Origin of the sequence: Pseudomonas carassii, from assembly GCF_036324045.1 — a bacterium.
Taxonomy (GTDB): Bacteria; Pseudomonadota; Gammaproteobacteria; order Pseudomonadales; family Pseudomonadaceae; genus Aquipseudomonas; species Aquipseudomonas peradeniyensis.
The window spans coordinates 25,301-45,617 of sequence record NZ_JAZDCT010000030.1 but is presented as its reverse complement, the minus strand read 5'-3'; the positions used below and the strand labels follow the sequence as shown (position 1 = coordinate 45,617).

Sequence of the window (20,317 nt, the reverse complement as noted above, 5' to 3'; positions counted from 1 at the left end):
CACCGCCGGCGTTTCGCCGGCCGCCGTGGCCCAGCGCCCGCGCAGCACCGCGCAGATCACCGTGTTGTTCGTGGTGCTGATCCTGTCGATCGTCCTGCTGTTCGCCAACTTCGCCTACCTCAACACCCAGGCCAACCACGACAAGCAGTACATCGGCCATGCCGGCGAGCTGCGCGTGCTGTCCCAGCGCATCGCCAAGAACGCCACCGAGGCGGCGGCGGGCAAGGCGCTGGCGTTCAAGCTGCTCAGCGACGCGCGCAACGACTTCGAGCGGCGCTGGAGCTACCTGCGCGAGGGCGACAAGGCCACCGGCCTGCCCGCCGCGCCGGTGACGGTGCGCGACGAGATGGACGCGGTGCGCCAGGACTGGGAGAACCTGCGCAAGAACACCGACACCATCCTCGCCAGCGAACAGACCGTGCTGTCGCTGCACCAGGTCGCGGCCACCCTGGCCGAAACCGTGCCGCAGCTGCAGGTCGAGTACGAGAAGGTGGTGGAGATCCTGCTGCAGAGCGGCGCGCCGGCCAACCAGGTGGCGGTGGCCCAGCGCCAGTTGCTGCTGGCCGAACGCATTCTCGGCTCGGTCAACACCGTGCTCGCCGGCGATGAGACCTCGGTGCAGGCCGCCGACGCCTTCGGCCGCGACGCCAGCCGCTTCGGCCAGGTGCTCGAGGGCATGCTCGCCGGCAACCCGGCGATACAGGTCACCCGGGTCGAGGACGCCGACGCCCGGGCGCGACTGGCCGAGATCGCCGAGCTGTTCCAGTTTGTCTCGGGCTCGGTGGACGAGATCCTCGAGACCTCGCCCGAGCTGTTCCGTGTACGCGAGGCCGCGGGCAATATCTTCAGCTTGTCGCAGACTTTGCTCGACGAGGCCTCGCATCTGGCCAACGGCTTCGAGAACCTCGCCGGCGGGCGCACCCTGGACACCGTCGGTGGCTACGTGCTCGGCCTGCTGGCGCTGGCCTCGATCATCCTCATCGGCCTGGTGATGGTGCGCGCCACTCACCGCCAGCTGCGCGAGACCGCCGAGAAGAACGAACGCAACCAGCAGGCGATCATGCGACTGCTCGACGAGATCGAGGAGCTGGCCGACGGCGACCTGACCGTCACGGTGTCGGTCACCGAAGACTTCACCGGCGCCATCGCCGACTCGATCAACTATTCGGTCGACCAGCTGCGCGACCTGGTGGCCACCATCAACCACAGCGCCGAGCAGGTCGCCGCCGCCGTGCAGGACACCCAGAACACCGCCCGCCAGCTGGCCAAGGCCTCCGAGCACCAGGCCGAGCAGATCAGCGAGGCCTCCGAGGCGGTGGGCGACATGGTCGAGTCGATCGACCGGGTCTCGGCCCATGCCTACGAGTCGGCCAAGGTGGCCGAGCGCTCGGTGGCCATCGCCAACAAGGGCAACGAGGTGGTGCACAACACCATCCACGGCATGGACAACATCCGCGAGCAGATCCAGGACACCGCCAAGCGGATCAAGCGCCTGGGCGAGTCCTCCCAGGAAATTGGCGACATCGTCAGCCTGATTGACGACATTGCCGACCAGACCAACATCCTTGCCCTCAACGCGGCGATCCAGGCCTCGCTGGCCGGCGAGGCTGGTCGTGGCTTCGCCGTGGTCGCCGACGAGGTGCAGCGCCTGGCCGAGCGTTCCTCTTCGGCGACCCGGCAGATCGAGGCGCTGGTGCGCACCATCCAGGTCGACACCAATGAAGCGGTGATCTCCATGGAACAGACCACCGCCGAAGTGGTGCGCGGCGCGCGCCTGGCCCAGGACGCCGGGGTGGCCCTGGCGGAAATCGAGGGTGTGTCGCAGACGATGGCCGAACTTATCCACAGCATCTCCGACGCCGCCCAGTTGCAGACTTCCTCGGCCGGGCAGATTTCCCACACCATGGCGGTGATTCAGCAGATCACCGCGCAGACCTCCGCCGGTTCCGGCGCCACCGCCGACAGCATCCGTCACTTGGCGCGCATGGCCAGCGAGATGCGCCGTTCGGTGTCCGGCTTCACGCTACCCAAGCCGGTGGAGCGCTCGTGAACGAGGCGAACCTGAACCCGCCCGGCGAACGCCACGACACGGTGGCCCTGGCTTGGACCAAGGCGCCGATCCTCGATTGCCTGGGCCAGGCGCGCCAGGCCCTGGAGCGCTTCTCGGCGGAGCCGGGCGACCTGTCGATGCTGGCGTTCTTCGTCGACAACCTGCACCAGGTCCACGGCTGCCTGCACATGCTCGCGCTACCGGGCGCGATGCGTCTGGCCGAGGAGCTGGAACTGCTCGGACGGGCCATGGCCGACGGCCAGGTGAGCCCGCGTGGCGATTGCCTGGGCGTGCTGTTCCGCGGGCTCGAGCAATTGCCGCCGTATCTGGATCGCCTGCGTGGCGCGCGTCACGACTTGCCACTGGTGGTCATGCCGCTGCTCAACCAGCTGCGAGTTTGCCGTGGCGCCGAACCCTTGGCCCAGGGCAGCCTGCTGGGCGACCTGGGGCAACGGCTGGCCGGCGCGGCGGACCTGGCCAACCTCGACCTGTCCCTGGGCAGTTGGCGCGAGCACATGCAGGCCGGCCCCGGGCGTGACGCGCTGCGCTCGGTGGTGATGGCCCTGTGCGACGACCTGATGCGCATCAAGGACCGCCTCGACCCTTTCGTCGGCGGCGAGCGCTCGCCCAGCGAGCCACTGGAGTCGCTGCTGCCACCCTTGCGGCATGTGGCCGATACCCTGGCGGTGCTGGGTTTCCAGCAACCGCGGCGGGTGATCATCGACCAGGTGCTGGCGCTGCAGGCACTGGTCGAGAAGGACGGCGCCGTGGACGAAGCGCTGCTGATGGATGTCGCCGGGGCACTGCTGTATGTCGAGGCGACCCTCAACGGCATGGTCGGCCCGCTGGAGGAAACCACCCCCGGCAGCCTGCCCGGCTCGGACCTGGCCGAAATCCGCCAGCTGGTGCTCAACGAATCGCTCAATGTGCTGCAGCAGGCCAAGGACCTGATCGGCGATTGCCTGGAGTCCGACTGGTCGCGCCAGCGTCTGCAAGCCCTGCCCGGGTTGCTGCAACAGGTGCGCGGGGCGCTGGCGATGCTGATGCTGCCGGCCGCCGCCGAGGTGTTCGCCGGTTGCGCGGGCTATGTGCAAGGCTGGCTGGTGCACCTGGAGGATGAGCCGCAAGCGGACGAACTGGCGCACCTGGCCGATGCCCTGAGTGCCGGCGAGGCCTGGCTGCAATGGCGGGTGGCCGATCCGCTGGCAGACGCCCAGCGCTTCATCGACATGGCCCACGCCAGCCTGGCCGCGCTGGGCGTGCAGTGCGCGCGCGACTCGGCAGCCGCCGGCGGCGAGCAGGCGCTGGATGGTATCGACGATGAGTTGCGCGAGGTGTTCCTCGAGGAGGCTGGCGAGCTGCTGCCGGAAATCGAGCGTCAATGGCTGCGCTGGCGCGCCGACAACGGCCTGCGCGAGGCATTGATCGAGGTGCGCCGGGCACTGCACACCCTCAAGGGCAGTGGGCGGATGGTCCATGCCGAAGCCGTGGCCGAGCTGGCTTGGGGCGCCGAGCACCTGCTCAACCGGGTGCTGGAAGGGCGCATCGTGCTCAGCGCCGAAGGCCTGGTGGCCCTGCAGCAGGTGTTCGTGCGCCTGCCCGACCTGCTGGCTGACTTCGCCGCCAGCCAGCTGCCGCCCACGGCCGAGATCGAGCAACTGGCCGGGCACCTGCATGCACAGGCGCTCAACGACACGCCGGCCAGCGCCAGCATCGATGGCCTCGATCCGCAATTGCTGGAGATCTTCCGCAACGAGGCCCAGGGTCATTTGGCCGGGCTCGATGGGTTCCTGCAGACGGTCGACGGCCGGGGCGGCGCGGTCAGCGACAGTCTGCAACGTGCCCTGCACACCCTCAAGGGCAGCGCCGCCATGGCCGGCGTGATGCCGGTGGCGGAGCTGGCCACCGCCCTCGACCGCCTGGTGCGCGAATACAAGGGGCACCAGCTGCCCCTGCAAGTGGCCGAGATCGAACTGCTGGAGGCGGCGCGTGCGCTGTTCCACCTGGGCCTGGCCCAGCTGGGCAGCACGCCATTGGCGCCCATCCCCGGGGCCGCCGGGCTGATCGAGCAGGTCGGGCAGGCAGTCGACGCCCGGCTGGCCCAGCTCCAGGCCGAACCGCACCCGCCGCGGCGGACCCGACGCGACCCGCAACTGACGGCCACCTTCCTGACCATGGGCATGGACATCCTGCTCGATGCCGAGGCGCGGCTCGCCAATTGGCAGGGCGATCCCGCGCAGCACCACGAACTGCACCTGCTGCTCGAGGAAATGACCACCCTGGGCCACGGCGCGCACCAAGCCGAGCTGTGGCAGGTCGATGAGGTCTGCGAAGGGCTGCTGGACCTGTATGGCGCGGTGGAGGAGGGCAGCCTGGCGGTCACGCCGCGCTTCTTCGCCGTCGCCCGGCAAGCCCACGAGGCGCTGCTCGACCTGTTCGACGAGATTGCCGCCGGCCAGGACCCGAGCCCCCGGCCCGAATGCCTGGCGGCCCTGCATGGCCTGCTCGACGATGCCCTCGACCCTGCCGCCCTGGGGCTGGTCGGGGCGAACGGCGTGACGGTGCTGACGGCGCAAGGCGAGTTGCCGGACCCGGCGGTGGTCGAGCTGTTCCTCGAAGAAGCCGGGGATATCCTCGACGGTGCCGACCAGGCCTTGCGGCAATGGAAGGCCGAGCCGGACAGCCTGTCGCCACTGTCGGCGTTGCAGCATGATGTGCTGACCCTCAAGGGTGGGGCGCAGATGGCGGCGATCGGCGCTGTCGAGGTGCTGGCCCAGGAGCTGGCGCTGCTCTACGAAGGCCTGGTGGACCGTCGGCTGGGTGCCAGTCAGGCCCTGTTCGAGCTGCTCCGGCGCAGCCATGATGCCCTGGCCGAAATGCTGCACAGCCTGCGCGAGGGCCAGCCACCGCTGTCGGCGGTGGCGTTGCTGGGCGAATTGCGCGAGTTCCGCCACAGCGCCCCGCCTCCCGTCGCCTCCGAGCCGCAGGACGACAACGAAGAAACCGAGGGCGACAAGGAACTGCTGGAGGTCTTCCTCGAAGAGAGCTCCGATATCCTCGAGAGTGCCGCTGAGTCCCTGGCGCGCTGGCAGGCCGACCCGCGCAACACGGTCGAAGTGGAGAACCTGCTGCGTGACCTGCACACGCTCAAGGGCGGCGCGCGCATGGTCGAGATCACCGCTATCGGCGACCTTGCCCACGAACTGGAATTCCTCTACGAACTGCTGGCCGCCGGGCGCCTGCCATCGACGCCGGCCCTGTTCAGCCTGCTGCAGAACTGCCATGACCGCCTGGCGCACATGCTCGACGCGGCGCGCCTGGGCGAGCCGCTGCATGCGGCCACGGCGCTGATCGACTACATCCGCAACTTCTCCAGCGCCGCCCTGACCGACAGCGTGGCCGGCCAGCCCCAGGCCGAGCCGGCCCCCGCCGAGGCCCCGGCCGCCGTCCCCGAGCGGGCGGGCGACATGATCAAGGTCGATGCCGAACTGCTCGACGACCTGGGCAACCTGGCCGGTGAGCACTCGGTCATCCGCGGGCGCATCGAGCAGCAGGTGAATGACGCCCAGTTTGCGCTGAACGAGATGGAAACCACGCTGGAGCGCATGCGCGACCAGCTGCTGCGCCTGGACATCGAGACCCAGGGGCGGATTTCCAGTCGTCACCAGTTCGAGGGTGACGCCTATGACGATTTCGACCCGCTGGAGATGGACCGCCATTCCCAGCTGCAGCAATTGTCACGGGCGCTGTTCGAATCCACCTCGGACCTGCTCGACCTCAAGGAAACCCTGCTGCAGAGGGCCCAGGAAGCCTACAGCCTCCTGCAGCAGCAGGCGCGGGTCAACAGCCAGCTACAGGAGGGCCTGACCGCCACCCTGATGGTGCCCTTCGAGCGCCTGGTACCCCGTTTGCAGCGGGTGGTACGGCAGGTGGCCAGCGAGCTGGGCAAGCAGGTCGAACTGGTGGTTGGCAACGCCGAGGGCGAGCTCGACCGCAGCGTGCTCGAACGTATGGTCGCGCCCCTGGAGCACATGCTGCGCAATGCCGTCGACCATGGCCTTGAGGCCCGCGAGGCGCGCCTGGCGGCCGGCAAGCCGGAGCAGGGCACCATTCACCTGAATCTGCTGCACGAAGGCGCCGACATCGTCATCGAGATGAGCGACGACGGCGCCGGGGTGCCGCTGGAAGCGGTACGCAACAAGGCGATCAAGCGCGGCCTGCTCGATCCGCAGGCGCGCCTGAGCGACCACGAGATCCTGCAGTTCATCCTGCGCCCCGGTTTCTCCACGGCCGAGAAGATCACCCAGATCTCCGGGCGCGGCCTGGGCATGGACGTGGTCCACGAGGAGGTCAAGCAACTGGGCGGCTCTATGAGCATCGAGTCCAGCCCCGGCAAGGGCGCGCGTTTCCTGATCCGCCTGCCGTTCACCGTGTCGGTGAACCGGGCGCTGATGGTGCACGTGGAAGACGAGCAGTACGCCATCCCGCTGAACACCATCGAGGGCATCGTGCGCGTGCCGCCGGCGGAGCTGGAGGCTTGCTATCGACTCGACCCGCCGCGCTACAGCTATGCCGGCCACGACTACGCGCTGCGTTACCTCGGCGACCTGCTGCAGGGCGGCGGCCAGCCTGGCCTGCTGGGCCAGAGCGTGCCGCTGCCGGTGCTGCTCACCCATTCCCATGAGCAGTCGTTCGCCATCCAGGTCGACAGCCTGTCGCCCAGCCGCGAGATCGTGGTCAAGAGCCTCGGTCCGCAGTTCGCCGCGGTGCCGGGGCTGTCCGGTGCCACCCTGCTGGGGGACGGGCGGGTGGTGCTGATTCTCGACCTGCTCGGCCAGTTGCGCGGGCAGCAACGGCGCCTGGCGCGCCTGCCGGGCGTGGCCGAGGGGGCGCATGCGCTGACTGGCCCGGTGCCCCGGCGGCCATTGCTGGTGATGGTGGTGGACGATTCGGTGACCGTGCGCAAGGTCACCAGCCGCCTGCTCGAGCGTCACGGCATGAGCGTGCTGACGGCCAAGGACGGCGTCGATGCCATGGCGCTGCTCGAAGAGCACCGTCCGGATGTGCTGTTGCTGGATATCGAGATGCCGCGCATGGACGGCTTCGAAGTGGCCACGCGGATCCGCCGCGATGAGCGCTTGAGCCAGCTGCCGATCATCATGATCACCTCGCGTACCGGCCAGAAACACCGCGACCGGGCCATGGCCATCGGCGTCAATGAATATCTCGGCAAGCCGTACCAGGAATCGGTGCTGCTGCAGAGCATCACCCACTGGAGCCGACCTCGTGCTTGAACATATCGCCGGCCAGCGCAGCAGCCTGACCGGGTTGCTGCTGCCCCTGGGCGACCGCACCCTGGTGTTGCCCAACGTGGCGGTGGCCGAACTGATCGGCCACCGTGTCATCGCCTGTGAACCGGGGGAGGCGGCCTGGCACCTGGGCTGGGTCGACTGGCGTCAGCAACGGCTGCCGCTGATCGGCTTCGAGGCAGCCTGCGGCGGGCAGACGCCCTGCGGCGAGCGGGCGCGGGTGGTGGTGCTCAACGCCCTGGGAGATACCGGGCTGCGTTACCTGGCGCTGCTGCTGCAGGGTATTCCGCGCTCGTGCAAGCTCGACAGCCAGCTGAACTATGTCGATGTGCCGTTGGCGGGGCTGGAGCTGGCGGCGGTGCAGGTGGGCGAACAGGTGGCGCGAGTGCCTGACCTGGCGGGATTGGAAAGATTGGTGCGTGACGCGCAACTGCAACCTGTAGCCGACTAGGATGGTGTCTGGGCTTGCCCCGCGATAGGGCTTTCAGGAACCCGACCGGCGTAGCGAGGTCTGTGCTTGCATGTACTACGGTGAACGTTTCAACGCCTGGACCCACCTGGTCGGTGCGGTCCTGGCCTGCATTGGCGCGGTCTGGCTGATCGTCGTGGCCGGCCTGCAGGGCGATCCCTGGAAGATCGTCAGTTTTTCCATCTACGGCTTCACCCTGCTGTTGCTCTACAGCATCTCCACCCTCTACCACAGCACTCGCGGGCGGGCGAAGCGGATCATGCGCAAGCTCGACCACCTGTCGATCTACCTGCTGATCGCTGGCAGCTACACCCCGTTCTGCCTGGTCAGCCTGCGCGGGCCGTGGGGCTGGAGCCTGTTCGGCGTGGTCTGGGGGCTGGCGCTGGTCGGCATGTTGCAGGAGATCAAGCCGCGCTCGGAGGCGCGGGTCCTGTCAATCGTCATCTACGCGCTGATGGGTTGGATCGTGCTGGTGGCGGTCAAGCCGCTGCTGCACAGCCTGGGCGGCGCCGGTTTCGCCTGGCTGGCGGCCGGCGGCGTGTTCTACACCGTCGGCATCATTTTCTTCGCCTTCGACAGCCGGTTCCGCCACTGGCATGGCATCTGGCACCTGTTCGTCATCGCCGGCAGCCTGATGCACTTCGTCGCGGTGTTCTTCTACGTGCGTTAGAAATCGCCCCACAGCTGCTGGGCCACCGACAACGCCACCACCGGCGCGGTCTCGGTGCGCAGCACCCGTGGACCGAGGCGGGCGGCGTGGTAGCCGCTGGCCTTGGCCTGCTCGACTTCGGTCTCGCTCAGGCCACCTTCCGGGCCGATCAGGAAGGCCAGCTTCGCTGGTTTTTCATGGCTGGTCAGCGGCTCGGCCACCGGGTGCAGCACCAGCTTGAGGTCGGCCTCGGTGCCCTTGAGCCATTCGGCCAGGGTGACCGGCGGGTGGATCACTGGCAGGGTCGAGCGACCGCACTGTTCGCAGGCACTGATCGCCACCTGGCGCCAGTGGGCCAGGCGCTTGTCGGCGCGCTCGTCCTTCAGGCGCACTTCGCAGCGCTCGCTGACGATCGGGGTGATTTCGTTGACGCCCAGTTCGGTGGCCTTCTGGATCGCCCAGTCCATGCGCTCGCCGCGGGACAGGCCCTGGCCGAGGTGAATGTGCAGCGGCGAGTCGGCCTGGCCGGGGAGGGCCTGGTCGAGGCTGACGCGCACGCTTTTCTTGCCCACCTCGAGCAGTTGGCCGAGGTATTCCTGGCCACTGCCGTCGAACAGCTGTACGGCGTCGCCGGCGGCCATGCGCAGGACGCGGCCGATATAGTGGGCCTGGGCTTCGGGGAGCTCGTGCTCGCCAAGGCCAAGCGGGGCGTCGATGAAGAAGCGGGAGAGTCTCATGGTTCTACTCGGAATCTAAATAGGGGCATCGCTCCTGTAGGAGCGGCCTTGTGCCGCGAAAGGGCTGCAGAGCAGCCCCAGGTCTTCAGCTTCGCAGCAGAAATTGCCGGGGCCGCTTTGCGGCCCTTTCGCGGCACAAGGCCGCTCCTACAGGGGGCCGTGTGAAGGCATGGGCCTAGCCCGGATCGCGGAAATCGGGGTGGAAGTCGGCCGGCACCGCCACGCTGACGCTGTCGCGGGTGGCGATGTCGATCCCTTCGCTGGCCACCTCGGCCAGGAAGTCGATCTGCTCCGGGGTGATCACGTAGGGCGGCAGGAAGTACACCACGCTGCCCAGCGGGCGCAACAGCGCGCCACGCGTCAGGGCATGTTCGAAGACTTTCAGACCACGGCGCTCCTGCCAGGGGTAGGCGGTCTTGCTGGCCTTGTCCTTGACCATCTCGATGGCCAGGGCCATGCCGGTCTGGCGGATCTCGGCGACATGGGCGTGATCGGCCAGGTGCGCGGTGGCGCTGGCCATGCGCGCCGACAGGGCCTTGTTGGCCTCGATGACGTTGTCCTGTTCGAAGATGTCCAGGGTCGCCAGGGCCGCGGCGCAGGCCAGCGGGTTGCCGGTGTAGCTGTGCGAGTGGAGGAACGCGCGCAGGGTCGGGTAGTCGTCATAGAAGGCCTGGTACACCTTGTCGGTGGTCAGGCAGGCGGCCAGGGGCAGGTAGCCACCGGTCAGGGCTTTGGACAGGCACAGGAAGTCCGGGCGGATGCCGGCCTGCTCGCAGGCGAACATCGTGCCGGTGCGGCCGAAGCCCACGGCGATTTCGTCGTGGATCAGGTGCACGTCGTAGCGGTCGCAGGCCTCGCGCAGCAGCTTGAGGTACACCGGGTGGTACATGCGCATGCCGCCGGCGCCCTGGATCAGCGGCTCGACGATCACCGCGGCGATGCTGGCGTGATGTTCGGCCAAGGTTTGCTCCATGGCCGCGAACATGTTCCGTGAGTGCTCCTCCCAGCCCATGCCTTCGGGGCGCAGGTAACAGTCCGGGCTGGGCACCTTGATGGTGTCCAGCAGCAGCGCCTTGTAGGTCTCGGTGAACAGCGGCACGTCGCCCACCGACATCGCCGCGATGGTCTCGCCGTGGTAGCTGTTGGTCAGGGTGACGAAGCGCTTTTTCTGTGGTTTGCCGATGTTCTGCCAGTAGTGGAAGCTCATCTTCAGTGCTACTTCGATGCACGACGAGCCATTGTCGGCGTAGAACACCCGGTCGAGACCCGCCGGCGTCATCGCCACCAGGCGCTCGGACAGCTCGATCGCCGGCTGGTGGCTGAAGCCTGCCAGGATCACGTGCTCGAGCTGGTCGACCTGGTCCTTGATGCGCTGGTTGATGCGCGGGTTGGCATGGCCGAACACATTGACCCACCAGGAGCTGACCGCGTCCAGGTAGCGCTTGCCCTCGAAGTCCTCGAGCCATACGCCCTCGCCGCGGCGGATCGGGATCAGCGGCAGCTGCTCGTGGTCTTTCATCTGGGTGCAGGGGTGCCACAGGACCTTGAGGTCGCGTTGCATCCACTGATCGTTGAGGCCCATGGGCACTTCTCCTGGCGTTACGGCTCGGTTTGACCGCGTAAGCCTAAGCAATGCCGCAGGGCAGGACAACCGCTCAGTGACGCCAGGCGGGACGCCATTCCAGCTGGCGTATATGCACTGTGCACAGCGGCAGGGTGGAGAGGACCAGGCGCTCGAGGGGGCCGGGGACCTCGTGCCAGAAGGTGCCGAGCGCGGCGGGGCCGGGCATGAACTCGGTGTAGTCATTGTCGCGCAGGGTCAGCCAGTAGGCGGTCGAGGTTGCGCTGCCCAGCGCATTGATCTCTACCTCGAGTAGTAGGCAATCGACCGTCTGGCCGAAGACGATCTCGATATCGGATTGGCCCAGGACGATCAGTTCCGTGCCGCTACGCCCTTCGTCGGTCTGGTAGCGTGAGCTGTAGGCGATGCCATTGGAGATGATGCTCAGGCCCGTGGGAGTGCGCCAGGTGATTTCTGGCATCGGCGCCGACGGCTGCCACCTGGCAAAGTCTTCCGTGTAGATCACCGCTGTTTCTCCGGCCTGATTCTGGTGTGCGAGCCAAGCCTGCCTGCCTTTGCGACATACGGCTACTGACAAAAATACCAGTTGCCAAAAGCACTTGATGTCACTGCGGTGGCAGGGTGGGCAGAGGTGACGTATTCTTAACGCATCTCTCCCGGGGCATTCTTCCCCGTCTCTTCTATCGCTTCTCTAACCGGAGTTCGCCATCATGGCTGCTGCTTGGGTGCGCCTGTGCGCGTTGGTATTGATCGGGGTGTCCAGCGGTGCCGCGCTGGCCAAGGACAAGACGGCGATCGTCGTCGGTGGGGGCCTGGCAGGCCTGACCGCGGCCTATGAGCTGCAGGCCAAGGGCTGGCAGGTCACCCTACTGGAAGCCAAGTCGGGCATGGGTGGGCGTTCGGGGCTGGCCACCAGCGAGTGGATCGGCAACAGCAAGACCCAGCCGGTGCTCAACCAGTACCTGGAGCGGTTCAAGGTCGGTACCCTGGCAGCGCCGGAATTCGTGCGCACCCCGGGCTATCTGATTGACGGCGAGTACTTCAGCGCGACCGATCTGGTTGCCAAGCAACCGGCCACCGCTGAGGCCCTCAAGCGCTATGAGAAGACCCTCGACGACCTGGCCCGCTCCATCGAGGACCCGCTGAATCCGGCGGCCAACAGCACCCTGTTCGCCCTCGACCAGATGAACGTGTCCACCTGGCTCGACAAACTGCAACTGCCGGCGACCGCCCGTCAGCTGGTCAACCAGCAGATCCGCACCCGCTATGACGAACCATCGCGCCTGTCGCTGCTGTATTTCGCCCAGCAGAGCCGTGTCTACCGCAACGTCAGTGACCGCGACCTGCGCGCCGCGCGCCTGCCGGGTGGTAGTCCGGTGCTGGCCCAGGCCTTCGTCAAGCAACTCAAGACCATCAAGACCAGCTCGCCGGTCACCGCCATCGTCCAGGACAAGGACGGGGTGACGGTCAAGGTCGGCGCCGTGGGCTACCAGGCCGATTACCTGGTCATGGCCGTCCCGCTGCGCGCCCTGGCCAAGATCCAGATGACCCCGGGGCTGGACAACCAGCACCTGGCTGCGCTGAAGGGCACCAACTACGGCTGGCGCGACCAGCTGATGCTCAAGTTCAAGAACCCGGTGTGGGAAAGCCGTGCGCGCATGTCCGGCGAGATCTTCTCCAACACCGGCCTGGGCATGCTGTGGATCGAACCGGCGCTCAAGGGCGGCGCCAACGTGGTGATCAACCTGTCCGGCGACAACGCTCGCCTGCTGCAGGCCTTCGGTGACAAGCAGATGGTCGACCAGGTGCTGATCCGCCTGCACGCCTTCTACCCGCAGGCTCGTGGCGCCTTCACCGGCTACGAAGTGCGCCGTTACAGCACCGATGCGGGCATGGGGGGCGCCTACCTGGCCTATGGACCGGGCCAGATCAGCAAGTACTGGCGTCTGTGGGAGCGTCCGGTCCAGCGCATCGCCTTTGCTGGCGAGCATACCGACGCGCTCTATCCGGGCACCCTCGAAGGCGCCCTGCGCAGCGGCCAGCGCGCCGCAGGCCAGGTCCAGGACCTGGCTGCGGGCAAATCCTTCGAGCCGGCCAAGGCCGCACCGGTTGCCGCCGCAGCCGCCGCCGGAGCAGCGGGCGCCGTGGCGGCGAAGGACAAGGGCGGGTTCTTCTCCAACCTGTTCGGTGGCGGCTCCGACAAGGCGCCGGCCAAGGCGGAGCCTGTGAAAGTCGAGGAGGCCAAGCAGGACAAGCCAGGCTTCTTCTCGCGCCTGTTCGGTGGTGCTGACAAGCCAGAGGTCAAGGTCGCGCCGATCGCCAAGGCCGAGGAAGACGCCCCGGCGCCTGCACCGGCCCCCGCGCCAGTCGCCCCGGCACCTGTGGCCAAGGAAGAAGCGGTGAAGCCGGCCGCCACCAAGCCAGCGCCAGCCAAGCCAGCGGCCAAGCAGGCACACAAACCCGCAGCCAAACCGGCGCCGGTAAAGAAGGCCACCGCCAAGTCGGAACCGGTCAAGAAACCGGTGGTCAACAGCCAGGCCAAGGCCGGCTGATCCCGCTATAGCCGCCATCGCGGGCCCCCGCGATGGCGTCGGCACATCCAAACGACTATCGTTAATGTTTCCTTAATAGGAAGCTTGCAGACTAAATATCGGATTTTTAGATAATCCGAAGCAATTTTTTACGCTTTTATTCGATGCGTTACGCGCTAGTCTTGTGCGCAGCTTTCACGGGGAATACGCCAACATGCAACTGCGCAACTCATCTTCCCGCTATGGCCTGGTCAGCATTGTCCTGCACTGGGGTGTGGCGCTGGCGGTCTTCGGCCTGTTCGGCCTGGGCCTGTGGATGGTCGGCCTCGACTACTACAGCCCATGGCGCAAGTCCGGGCCTGACCTGCACAAGAGCATCGGCCTGGTACTGCTGGCCGCCATGCTGCTACGCGTGCTCTGGCGTTTCATCAGTCCGCCACCGCCGGCCCCGGCCAACCATGGCAAGGTCACCCGTTTGGCCGCCAAGCTGGGCCACCTGGCGCTGTACCTGGGCCTGTTCGCGGTGATGGTCGCCGGTTACCTGATTTCCACCGCCGACGGTGTCGGTATTCCGGTGTTCGGTCTGTTCGAGGTGCCGGCGCTGATCAGCGACCTGCCTGACCAGGCCGATACCGCCGGGGTGATCCACCTCTGGCTGGCCTGGGGCCTGGTGATTTTCGCGGTACTGCATGCCCTGGCGGCACTCAAGCACCATTTCATCGACCGTGACGCGACCCTGACCCGCATGCTGGGCCGCAAAGCTTGACTCTCAACCTCAATTGCAAAGGAAGGAAGTAAGGATGTTGAAAAAGACTTTTGCCGCTCTGGCGCTCGGTACCGCCCTGATCTCCGCCGGTCAGGCCATGGCCGCCGAATACAAGATCGACAAGGAAGGCCAGCACGCGTTCGTTGACTGGAAGATCAGCCACTTGGGCTACAGCTTCATCCACGGCACCTTCAAGGACTTCGACGGCAACTTCACCTGGGACAGCGCCAAGCCCGAGGCCAGCAAGATCAGCGTCGACCTGAAGACCGCCAGCCTGTGGTCGAACCACGCCGAGCGTGACAAGCACATCGCCAGCAAAGACTTCCTCGATGTGAAGAAGTACCCGGATGCCAAGTTCGTCTCCACCAGCGTCAAGTCGACCGGTGAGAAGACCGCAGACGTCACTGGCGACCTGACCCTGCACGGCGTGACCAAGCCGGTCACCTTCAAGGCCGTGTTCAACGGTGAAGGCAAGGACCCGTGGGGTGGCGAGCGTGCCGGCTTCAACGCCAAGACCACGCTGAACCTGAACGACTTCGGGATCAAAGGCCCAGGCCCGACCTCCCAGACCCTGGACCTGGATATCAGCGTCGAAGGTGTGAAGCAGAAGTAATTCGCGTTAGCTGAAAGACCGAGGGGCCGCTACGCGGCCCTTTCCGGCCGGTCCGACGCCTCGGCAAGGCCGCTCCTACAGGTTCAGTGCAGCCCTTTGGCTTAGCGCAGTACCTGTAGGAGCGGCCTTGCCGAGGCGTCGGACCGGCCGGAAAGGGCTGCATAGCAGCCCCTCGGTGTTTCGATCAGCCCTTGCGGGTCAGCAGCGCCGGACGCTCACCGCGTGGGCGGCTCGGCAGGTCGTCCAGTTGCTCGGGCGTCGGGTAACGGTCGAGCTTGGATTCCTTGCGAATGATCACCGGTGCGTTCTGCGATTCACGCGGGTTGCGCACGGCTGGTTCCTGGCGAGCCGATTCGTCACGGCGGTTACGGCCACCGTTGTTGTCACGACGAGCTCCGCCATTGCTGCCACCAGCGTTGCGCGGGCGTTTTTCACCCGAGCCCTGGCCTTGGCGCTGCTGGCCATTGCCACGGCCTTGACCTTGCGCCTGACCACCGCCGCTGCGTTGGCCTTGCCCTTGACCTTGCCCGCCATTGCCGCCCGGGCGACGGTTGCGGCCCTGGTTCTTGGCGTTCTGGTAAGGGCTGACGTAGTCAGCGCGGTTGCCGAAGTTATCCACATCGTCGTCCAGGAACTCTTCCGGATCACGATCGGCGGGGGCCGAAGGGATGGCCTTCTGGCCCTGTGCAGCCTGCTGCTGACGTGGTTTCTTGTCACGCGGCTTGCGCTGCTGCTGGCCTTGCTGCTGCTTGTCGCCGGTCTTTTCCTTGTCGGCTTGCTTCTCGCCCGCAGGCTTGTTGCGGCCTTTGTCCTTGCCCTTGTCCTTGCGTCCGCCACTGCCTTCCTTGCCGCCTTCGCCGCGAGGTTGCTGGTTGCGGCCACCGCGGCCAGTGTTCTGCTGGCGCTCGCGGACTTCCGGCTTCTCGGCCTCGACCTGGGAGGCGTCGAAGCCCATCAGGTCGCCATCCGGGATCTTTTGCTTGGTGACGCGCTCGATGCTCTTGAGCAGCTTCTCTTCGTCCGGGGCGACCATCGAGATGGCCTCGCCCGAGCGACCGGCACGGCCGGTGCGGCCGATGCGGTGAACGTAGTCTTCCTCGACGTTGGGCAGCTCGAAGTTGACTACGTGGGGCAACTGGTCGATGTCCAGGCCGCGGGCGGCGATGTCGGTGGCGACCAGCACGCGCACGGTGTTCGCCTTGAAGTCGGCCAGGGCCTTGGTGCGGGCGTTCTGGCTCTTGTTGCCGTGGATCGCCGCGGCGGTCAGGCCGTGCTTCTCGAGGTACTCGGCCAGTCGGTTGGCGCCGTGCTTGGTGCGGGTGAACACCAGTACCTGTTCCCAGGCACCCAGGGTGATCAGGTGCGCCAGCAGGGCGCGCTTGTGGCTGGCCGGCAGGCGGTAGACGCGTTGCTCGATGCGCTCGACGGTGGTGTTCGGCGGCGTGACCTCGATGCGCTCGGGGTTGTGCAGCAGCTTGTCGGCGAGGTCGGTGATGTCTTTGGAGAAAGTCGCCGAGAACAGCAGGTTCTGGCGCTTGGCCGGCAGACGTGCCAGCACTTTCTTGACGTCGTGGATGAAGCCCATGTCGAGCATGCGGTCGGCTTCGTCCAGCACCAGGATCTCGACCCGCGAGAGGTCGACGCTGCCCTGGCCGGCCAGGTCGAGCAAACGACCCGGGCAGGCGACCAGGACGTCGACGCCCTTGGCCATGGCCTGGACCTGCGGGTTCATGCCGACGCCGCCGAAGATGCAGGCGCTGATGAAATTCAGGTCGCGGGCATAGACCTTGAAGCTGTCATGCACCTGGGCGGCCAGCTCGCGGGTCGGGGTCAGCACCAGCACGCGCGGCTGGCGCGGGCCGTGGCGTTGCGATTTGTCGGGGTGGCCACCCGGGAACAGGCGCTCGAGGATGGGGAGCGCGAAGCCGCCGGTTTTACCTGTACCTGTCTGGGCGGCGACCATCAGGTCGCGACCTTGCAACACGGCGGGAATGGCCCGCTGTTGCACCGGAGTGGGCTGGGTATAGCCCGCTGCCTCGATAGCGCGGACAAGAGCCTCGGAGAGACCGAGGGAAGCAAAGGACATGGGCAATCCTGTTCTCGTGGGGGCTGGGCCCGATGGGGTGTTCTGCCTGGCGCGACGGGCATCGGAAGGATGCGATCGCGTCCGGTCCAGCTGGGCGTTCACGGCGCATCCTGGAGCCTGCGGGCGGCGCGCAAGGTGCGCTGCTGCGGGTCGAGATGCCTGTTGCGAGGCCGAGCGTCCGGGCGTGAGCCTGGCGGGAAGGCCCGAGTATAACAGAGCAATCAGGGTGTGCTGCGTTCCTGCTGCTCAACGGCGAAAGGAAAATCCCGATTGCCCAGGTAGCGGGCGTTGATCGCCGCATAGGCCGGCTCCTGCTTGAAACGTCGCAGCTCATCGCTGAACGCCTGTGCCAGCTGCTCGCGCCCTGGCTTGCGGGCCAGCCCCAGGTACTGCTGGCGACGGCTGATCACCAGGGGCAGCGCCTCGACGGTCTGCTCCAGGCCCAGCTGGCGGCTGACATAGCGGCCAACCCGGCGGTCGGTCACCAGCAGGTCGATGCGCCCGAGCGCCAGCTTGCCGAAGTTGGCTTCGTGGCTGGGCGCAGGCTCCCGGCGGAACAGCGGCGATTCGGCGAAGCTGCCGTCATAGACATAACCCGGCGAAGTGCCCACGGTCAGCCCGGCAAGGTCTTCGAGGCGCTCGACCGGGTGCGGTCGCGAGCGGGCCTGGTAGAGGATGAACTCGACCTCTGACATGGGCTCGTCCGGGTAGACCAGGTAACCCTGGCGCGAGTCGACCCGGAAAATGTCCATCACCGCGTCCGCCAGGCCCTGCTCGACCATGGCCAGGCAACGCCGCCATGGCAGGAACTGCCATTGCACCTCAACGCCCAGGCGCTTGAACACCTCGTTGGTGACCTCGTAGTCGATGCCCTTGGGCTGGCCGTTTTCCTGGTAGAGGTAGGGCGCCCAGTCGTCGCTGACGATGCGCAGGCGTTCGGCATGGGCCAACGGGCTCAGGCCGGCGAGCAGCAACAGCAGGAGAGAGAAGATGAGCATGCGCATGGCGGGAGAGTACGCTGCAAGCCCGGGCAAGGCCAGTGAACCCTGGGCGCGGGGCCCGGCGGCACAAGCGCGAATGAACAAGGCTTTGACCTGCGCCAAAGCCCTGTTCACAACCATCAGCGTGGCAGCTTCAGGTTGTTCCAGATCGCCAGGCTCGGCTCGGCCTGGTTGAGCGTGTAGAAGTGCAGGCCCGGTGCGCCGCCTTGCAGCAGTTGTTCGCACATGCGGGTGATCACTTCCTCGCCGAAGGCCTGGATGCTGGCGGTATCGTCGGCATAGGCTTCCAGCTGCTTGCGGATCCAGCGCGGGATCTCGGCGCCGCAGGCGTCGGAGAAGCGTGCCAGCTTGCTGTAGTTGGTGATCGGCATGATGCCGGGCACCACCGGGATGTCCACGCCCAGTTGCTGCGCGCGCTCGACGAAGTAGAAGTAGCTGTCGGCGTTGAAGAAGTACTGGGTGATGGCGCTGTCGGCACCGGCCTTGACCTTGTGCACGAAGTTGGCGAGATCCGCCTCGAAGTTGCGCGCCTGTGGGTGCATCTCCGGGTAGGCGGCCACTTCCAGGTGGAAGTGGTCGCCGGTTTCCTGGCGGATGAACTCGACCAGGTCGCTGGCGTAGCGCAGCTCGCCGCTGGCCATGCCCATACCCGACGGCAGGTCGCCACGCAGGGCGACGATGCGCTTGATGCCGGCGGCCTGGTACTCGGCGAGCAGGGCACGCAGGTCGTCCTTGCTGTCGCCCACGCAGGACAGGTGCGGAGCAGCAGGGACCTTCACTTCGCTTTCCAGCTGCAGCACGGTGTTCAGCGTGCGGTCGCGGGTCGAGCCTCCGGCACCGTAGGTGCAGGAGAAGAAGTCCGGGTTGTAGCTGGCCAGCTGGCGGGCGACGCCCATCAGCTTCTCGTGGCCTGCGTCGGTCTTGGTGGGGAAGAACTCGAAACTGTAGCGGCGTTCTTGTGACATCTCTCGTTCCTTCGGTGGCGCGCCCGGGGCGGCTACCTGCAAATAAAAGCCAGGACGGTTGGGGCCGGCCTGGCTCGGACATCGGTTCGACGCGTTGCCAGCCAGCGCCAGGGCGATTGCCCGGCGCTGGCGCCGCTGCTTAGTAGCGGTAGGCGTCCGGCTTGAACGGACCTTCGACGGTCACACCGATGTACTCGGCCTGCTGCGGGGTCAGCTGGGTGACCACGCCGCCGAAGCCGCGGACCATCTCCAGGGCCACTTCTTCGTCCAGCTTCTTCGGCAGCACTTCCACGGTCAGGCGCTCGGCCTTCTTGGCGGCTGGCAGTTCGGCGAACTTCTGCTCGAACAGGAAGATCTGTGCCAGGACCTGGTTGGCGAACGAGCCGTCCATGATGCGGCTTGGGTGACCGGTGGCGTTGCCCAGGTTCACCAGGCGGCCTTCGGCCAGCAGGATCAGGTAGTCGTCGTTCTGCGGGTCGAACACACCAGCACCGGTGCGGTGGATCTTGTGCACCTGTGGCTTGACCTCTTCCCATGCCCAGTTCTTGCGCATGAAGGCGGTGTCGATCTCGTTGTCGAAGTGGCCGATGTTGCAGACCACGGCGCGCTTCTTCAGGGCCTTGAGCATGTTGGCGTCGCAGACGTTGACGTTACCGGTGGTGGTGACGATCAGGTCGATGCGGCCCAGCAGGTCCTTGTTGATGCCAGCTTCGGTACCGGTGTTGATGCCGTCCTTGAACGGCGAGACCACTTCGAAGCCGTCCATGCAGGCCTGCATGGCGCAGATCGGGTCGACTTCGGTGACCTTGACGATCATGCCTTCCTGACGCAGGGACTGGGCCGAGCCCTTGCCCACGTCGCCGTAGCCGATCACCAGGGCCTGCTTGCCCGACAGCAGGTGGTCGGTACCGCGCTTGATGGCGTCGTTCAGGCTGTGACGGCAGCCGTACTTGTTGTCGTTCTTGCTCTTGGTGACCGAGTCGTTGACGTTGATCGCCGGGACTTTCAGCTCGCCCTTGGCCAGCATGTCCAGCAGGCGGTGCACGCCGGTGGTGGTCTCTTCGGTCACGCCGTGGATCTTGTCCAGCATGGCCGGATATTTCTTGTGCAGGATTTCGGTCAGGTCACCGCCGTCGTCCAGGACCATGTTGGCGTCCCATGGCTGGCCGTCTTTCAGGATGGTCTGCTCGATGCACCACTCGTACTCCTGCTCGGTTTCACCTTTCCAGGCGAACACCGGGATGCCGGCGGCGGCGATGGCGGCGGCGGCCTGGTCCTGGGTGGAGAAGATGTTGCACGACGACCAGCGCACTTCGGCGCCCAGGGCGACCAGAGTCTCGATCAGCACGGCGGTCTGGATGGTCATGTGGATGCAGCCGATGATCTTCGCGCCCTTGAGCGGTTGCTCGGCTTGGTACTTGCGGCGCAGGCCCATCAGTGCCGGCATTTCCGATTCGGCGATGATGACTTCCTTGCGGCCCCAGTCGGCCAGGGAGATATCGGCGACCTTGAAGTCGGAAAAACCAGCAGGCGTGTTTACAGCGCTCATTGAGAGCCTC

13 protein-coding genes and 2 pseudogenes are annotated in these 20,317 nt (G+C 66.5%); 8 read left to right on the top strand and 7 right to left on the bottom strand.

Annotation, left to right across the window (positions count from 1 at the left end):
- The first annotated feature begins 25 nt into the window (after positions 1-25).
- From V0R62_RS20245 to trhA, 4 genes are all read left to right on the top strand, one after another.
- A complete protein-coding gene (locus V0R62_RS20245; protein WP_330104987.1) occupies positions 26-2,050 on the top strand; it encodes a methyl-accepting chemotaxis protein in 2,025 nt (674 codons plus the stop codon).
- Positions 2,047-7,344 (top strand): Hpt domain-containing protein, encoded by a 5,298-nt coding sequence (locus V0R62_RS20240; RefSeq protein WP_330104968.1) that lies wholly within the window; start codon positions 2,047-2,049, stop codon positions 7,342-7,344. Before V0R62_RS20245 ends, V0R62_RS20240 begins: the two co-directional genes overlap by 4 nt.
- Positions 7,337-7,810 carry a chemotaxis protein CheW gene (locus V0R62_RS20235; RefSeq protein ID WP_330104967.1) on the top strand — a complete coding sequence of 158 codons (474 nt, stop codon included), beginning with the start codon at positions 7,337-7,339 and terminating at the stop codon, positions 7,808-7,810. The genes V0R62_RS20240 and V0R62_RS20235 overlap by 8 nt, the downstream gene beginning before the upstream one ends.
- Positions 7,811-7,880: 70 nt before the next feature.
- Positions 7,881-8,498, top strand: a complete 618-nt coding sequence (gene trhA, locus V0R62_RS20230; RefSeq protein WP_330104966.1) for a PAQR family membrane homeostasis protein TrhA — start codon at positions 7,881-7,883, stop codon at positions 8,496-8,498.
- On the opposite strand, the gene V0R62_RS20225 is transcribed toward trhA, so the two are convergent.
- The 3 genes from V0R62_RS20225 to V0R62_RS20215 all read right to left on the bottom strand — a co-directional run bounded on the left by V0R62_RS20225 (position 8,495) and on the right by V0R62_RS20215 (position 11,301).
- The gene (locus V0R62_RS20225; RefSeq protein ID WP_330104965.1) at positions 8,495-9,214 is read right to left on the bottom strand and encodes a 16S rRNA (uracil(1498)-N(3))-methyltransferase; all 720 of its coding nucleotides are present in this window, start codon (positions 9,212-9,214) and stop codon (positions 8,495-8,497) included. The two genes, trhA and V0R62_RS20225, sit on opposite strands and share 4 nt — an antisense overlap.
- Positions 9,215-9,389: 175 nt before the next feature.
- Complete coding sequence (locus tag V0R62_RS20220) at positions 9,390-10,796, bottom strand: adenosylmethionine--8-amino-7-oxononanoate transaminase (RefSeq protein WP_330104964.1); 1,407 nt, start codon at positions 10,794-10,796, stop codon at positions 9,390-9,392.
- A gap of 73 nt (positions 10,797-10,869) precedes the next feature.
- Positions 10,870-11,301, bottom strand: a complete 432-nt coding sequence (locus V0R62_RS20215) for a hypothetical protein (protein ID WP_330104963.1) — start codon at positions 11,299-11,301, stop codon at positions 10,870-10,872.
- A 205-nt stretch (positions 11,302-11,506) separates the two neighbouring features.
- Between V0R62_RS20215 and V0R62_RS20210 the strand changes: the two are divergent.
- The 4 genes and pseudogenes from V0R62_RS20210 to V0R62_RS20200 form a co-directional block, all read left to right on the top strand.
- Positions 11,507-12,844, top strand: a pseudogene (locus V0R62_RS20210) (flavin monoamine oxidase family protein); the annotation flags it as partial.
- A 198-nt stretch (positions 12,845-13,042) separates the two neighbouring features.
- Positions 13,043-13,141 (top strand): annotated as a pseudogene (locus tag V0R62_RS26910) (hypothetical protein); the annotation flags it as partial.
- A 400-nt stretch (positions 13,142-13,541) separates the two neighbouring features.
- Positions 13,542-14,093: a cytochrome b gene (locus tag V0R62_RS20205; protein ID WP_050707234.1), complete on the top strand. Its 552-nt coding sequence runs from the start codon at positions 13,542-13,544 to the stop codon at positions 14,091-14,093.
- Positions 14,094-14,127: 34 nt separating this feature from the next.
- Positions 14,128-14,706 (top strand): YceI family protein, encoded by a 579-nt coding sequence (locus V0R62_RS20200; protein WP_203648287.1) that lies wholly within the window; start codon positions 14,128-14,130, stop codon positions 14,704-14,706.
- Between the two features lie 184 nt (positions 14,707-14,890).
- On the opposite strand, the gene V0R62_RS20195 is transcribed toward V0R62_RS20200, so the two are convergent.
- From V0R62_RS20195 to ahcY, 4 genes are all read right to left on the bottom strand, one after another.
- Positions 14,891-16,792: a DEAD/DEAH box helicase gene (locus V0R62_RS20195; protein WP_330104961.1), complete on the bottom strand. Its 1,902-nt coding sequence runs from the start codon at positions 16,790-16,792 to the stop codon at positions 14,891-14,893.
- Positions 16,793-17,013: 221 nt separating this feature from the next.
- Positions 17,014-17,796 carry a substrate-binding periplasmic protein gene (locus tag V0R62_RS20190; RefSeq protein WP_330104960.1) on the bottom strand — a complete coding sequence of 261 codons (783 nt, stop codon included), beginning with the start codon at positions 17,794-17,796 and terminating at the stop codon, positions 17,014-17,016.
- Positions 17,797-17,912: 116 nt separating this feature from the next.
- Positions 17,913-18,758 carry a methylenetetrahydrofolate reductase [NAD(P)H] gene (gene metF / locus V0R62_RS20185; RefSeq protein WP_330104959.1) on the bottom strand — a complete coding sequence of 282 codons (846 nt, stop codon included), beginning with the start codon at positions 18,756-18,758 and terminating at the stop codon, positions 17,913-17,915.
- A 139-nt stretch (positions 18,759-18,897) separates the two neighbouring features.
- A complete protein-coding gene (gene ahcY, locus V0R62_RS20180) occupies positions 18,898-20,307 on the bottom strand; it encodes an adenosylhomocysteinase (RefSeq protein ID WP_028688336.1) in 1,410 nt (469 codons plus the stop codon).
- Between the last annotated feature and the right edge of the window lie 10 nt (positions 20,308-20,317).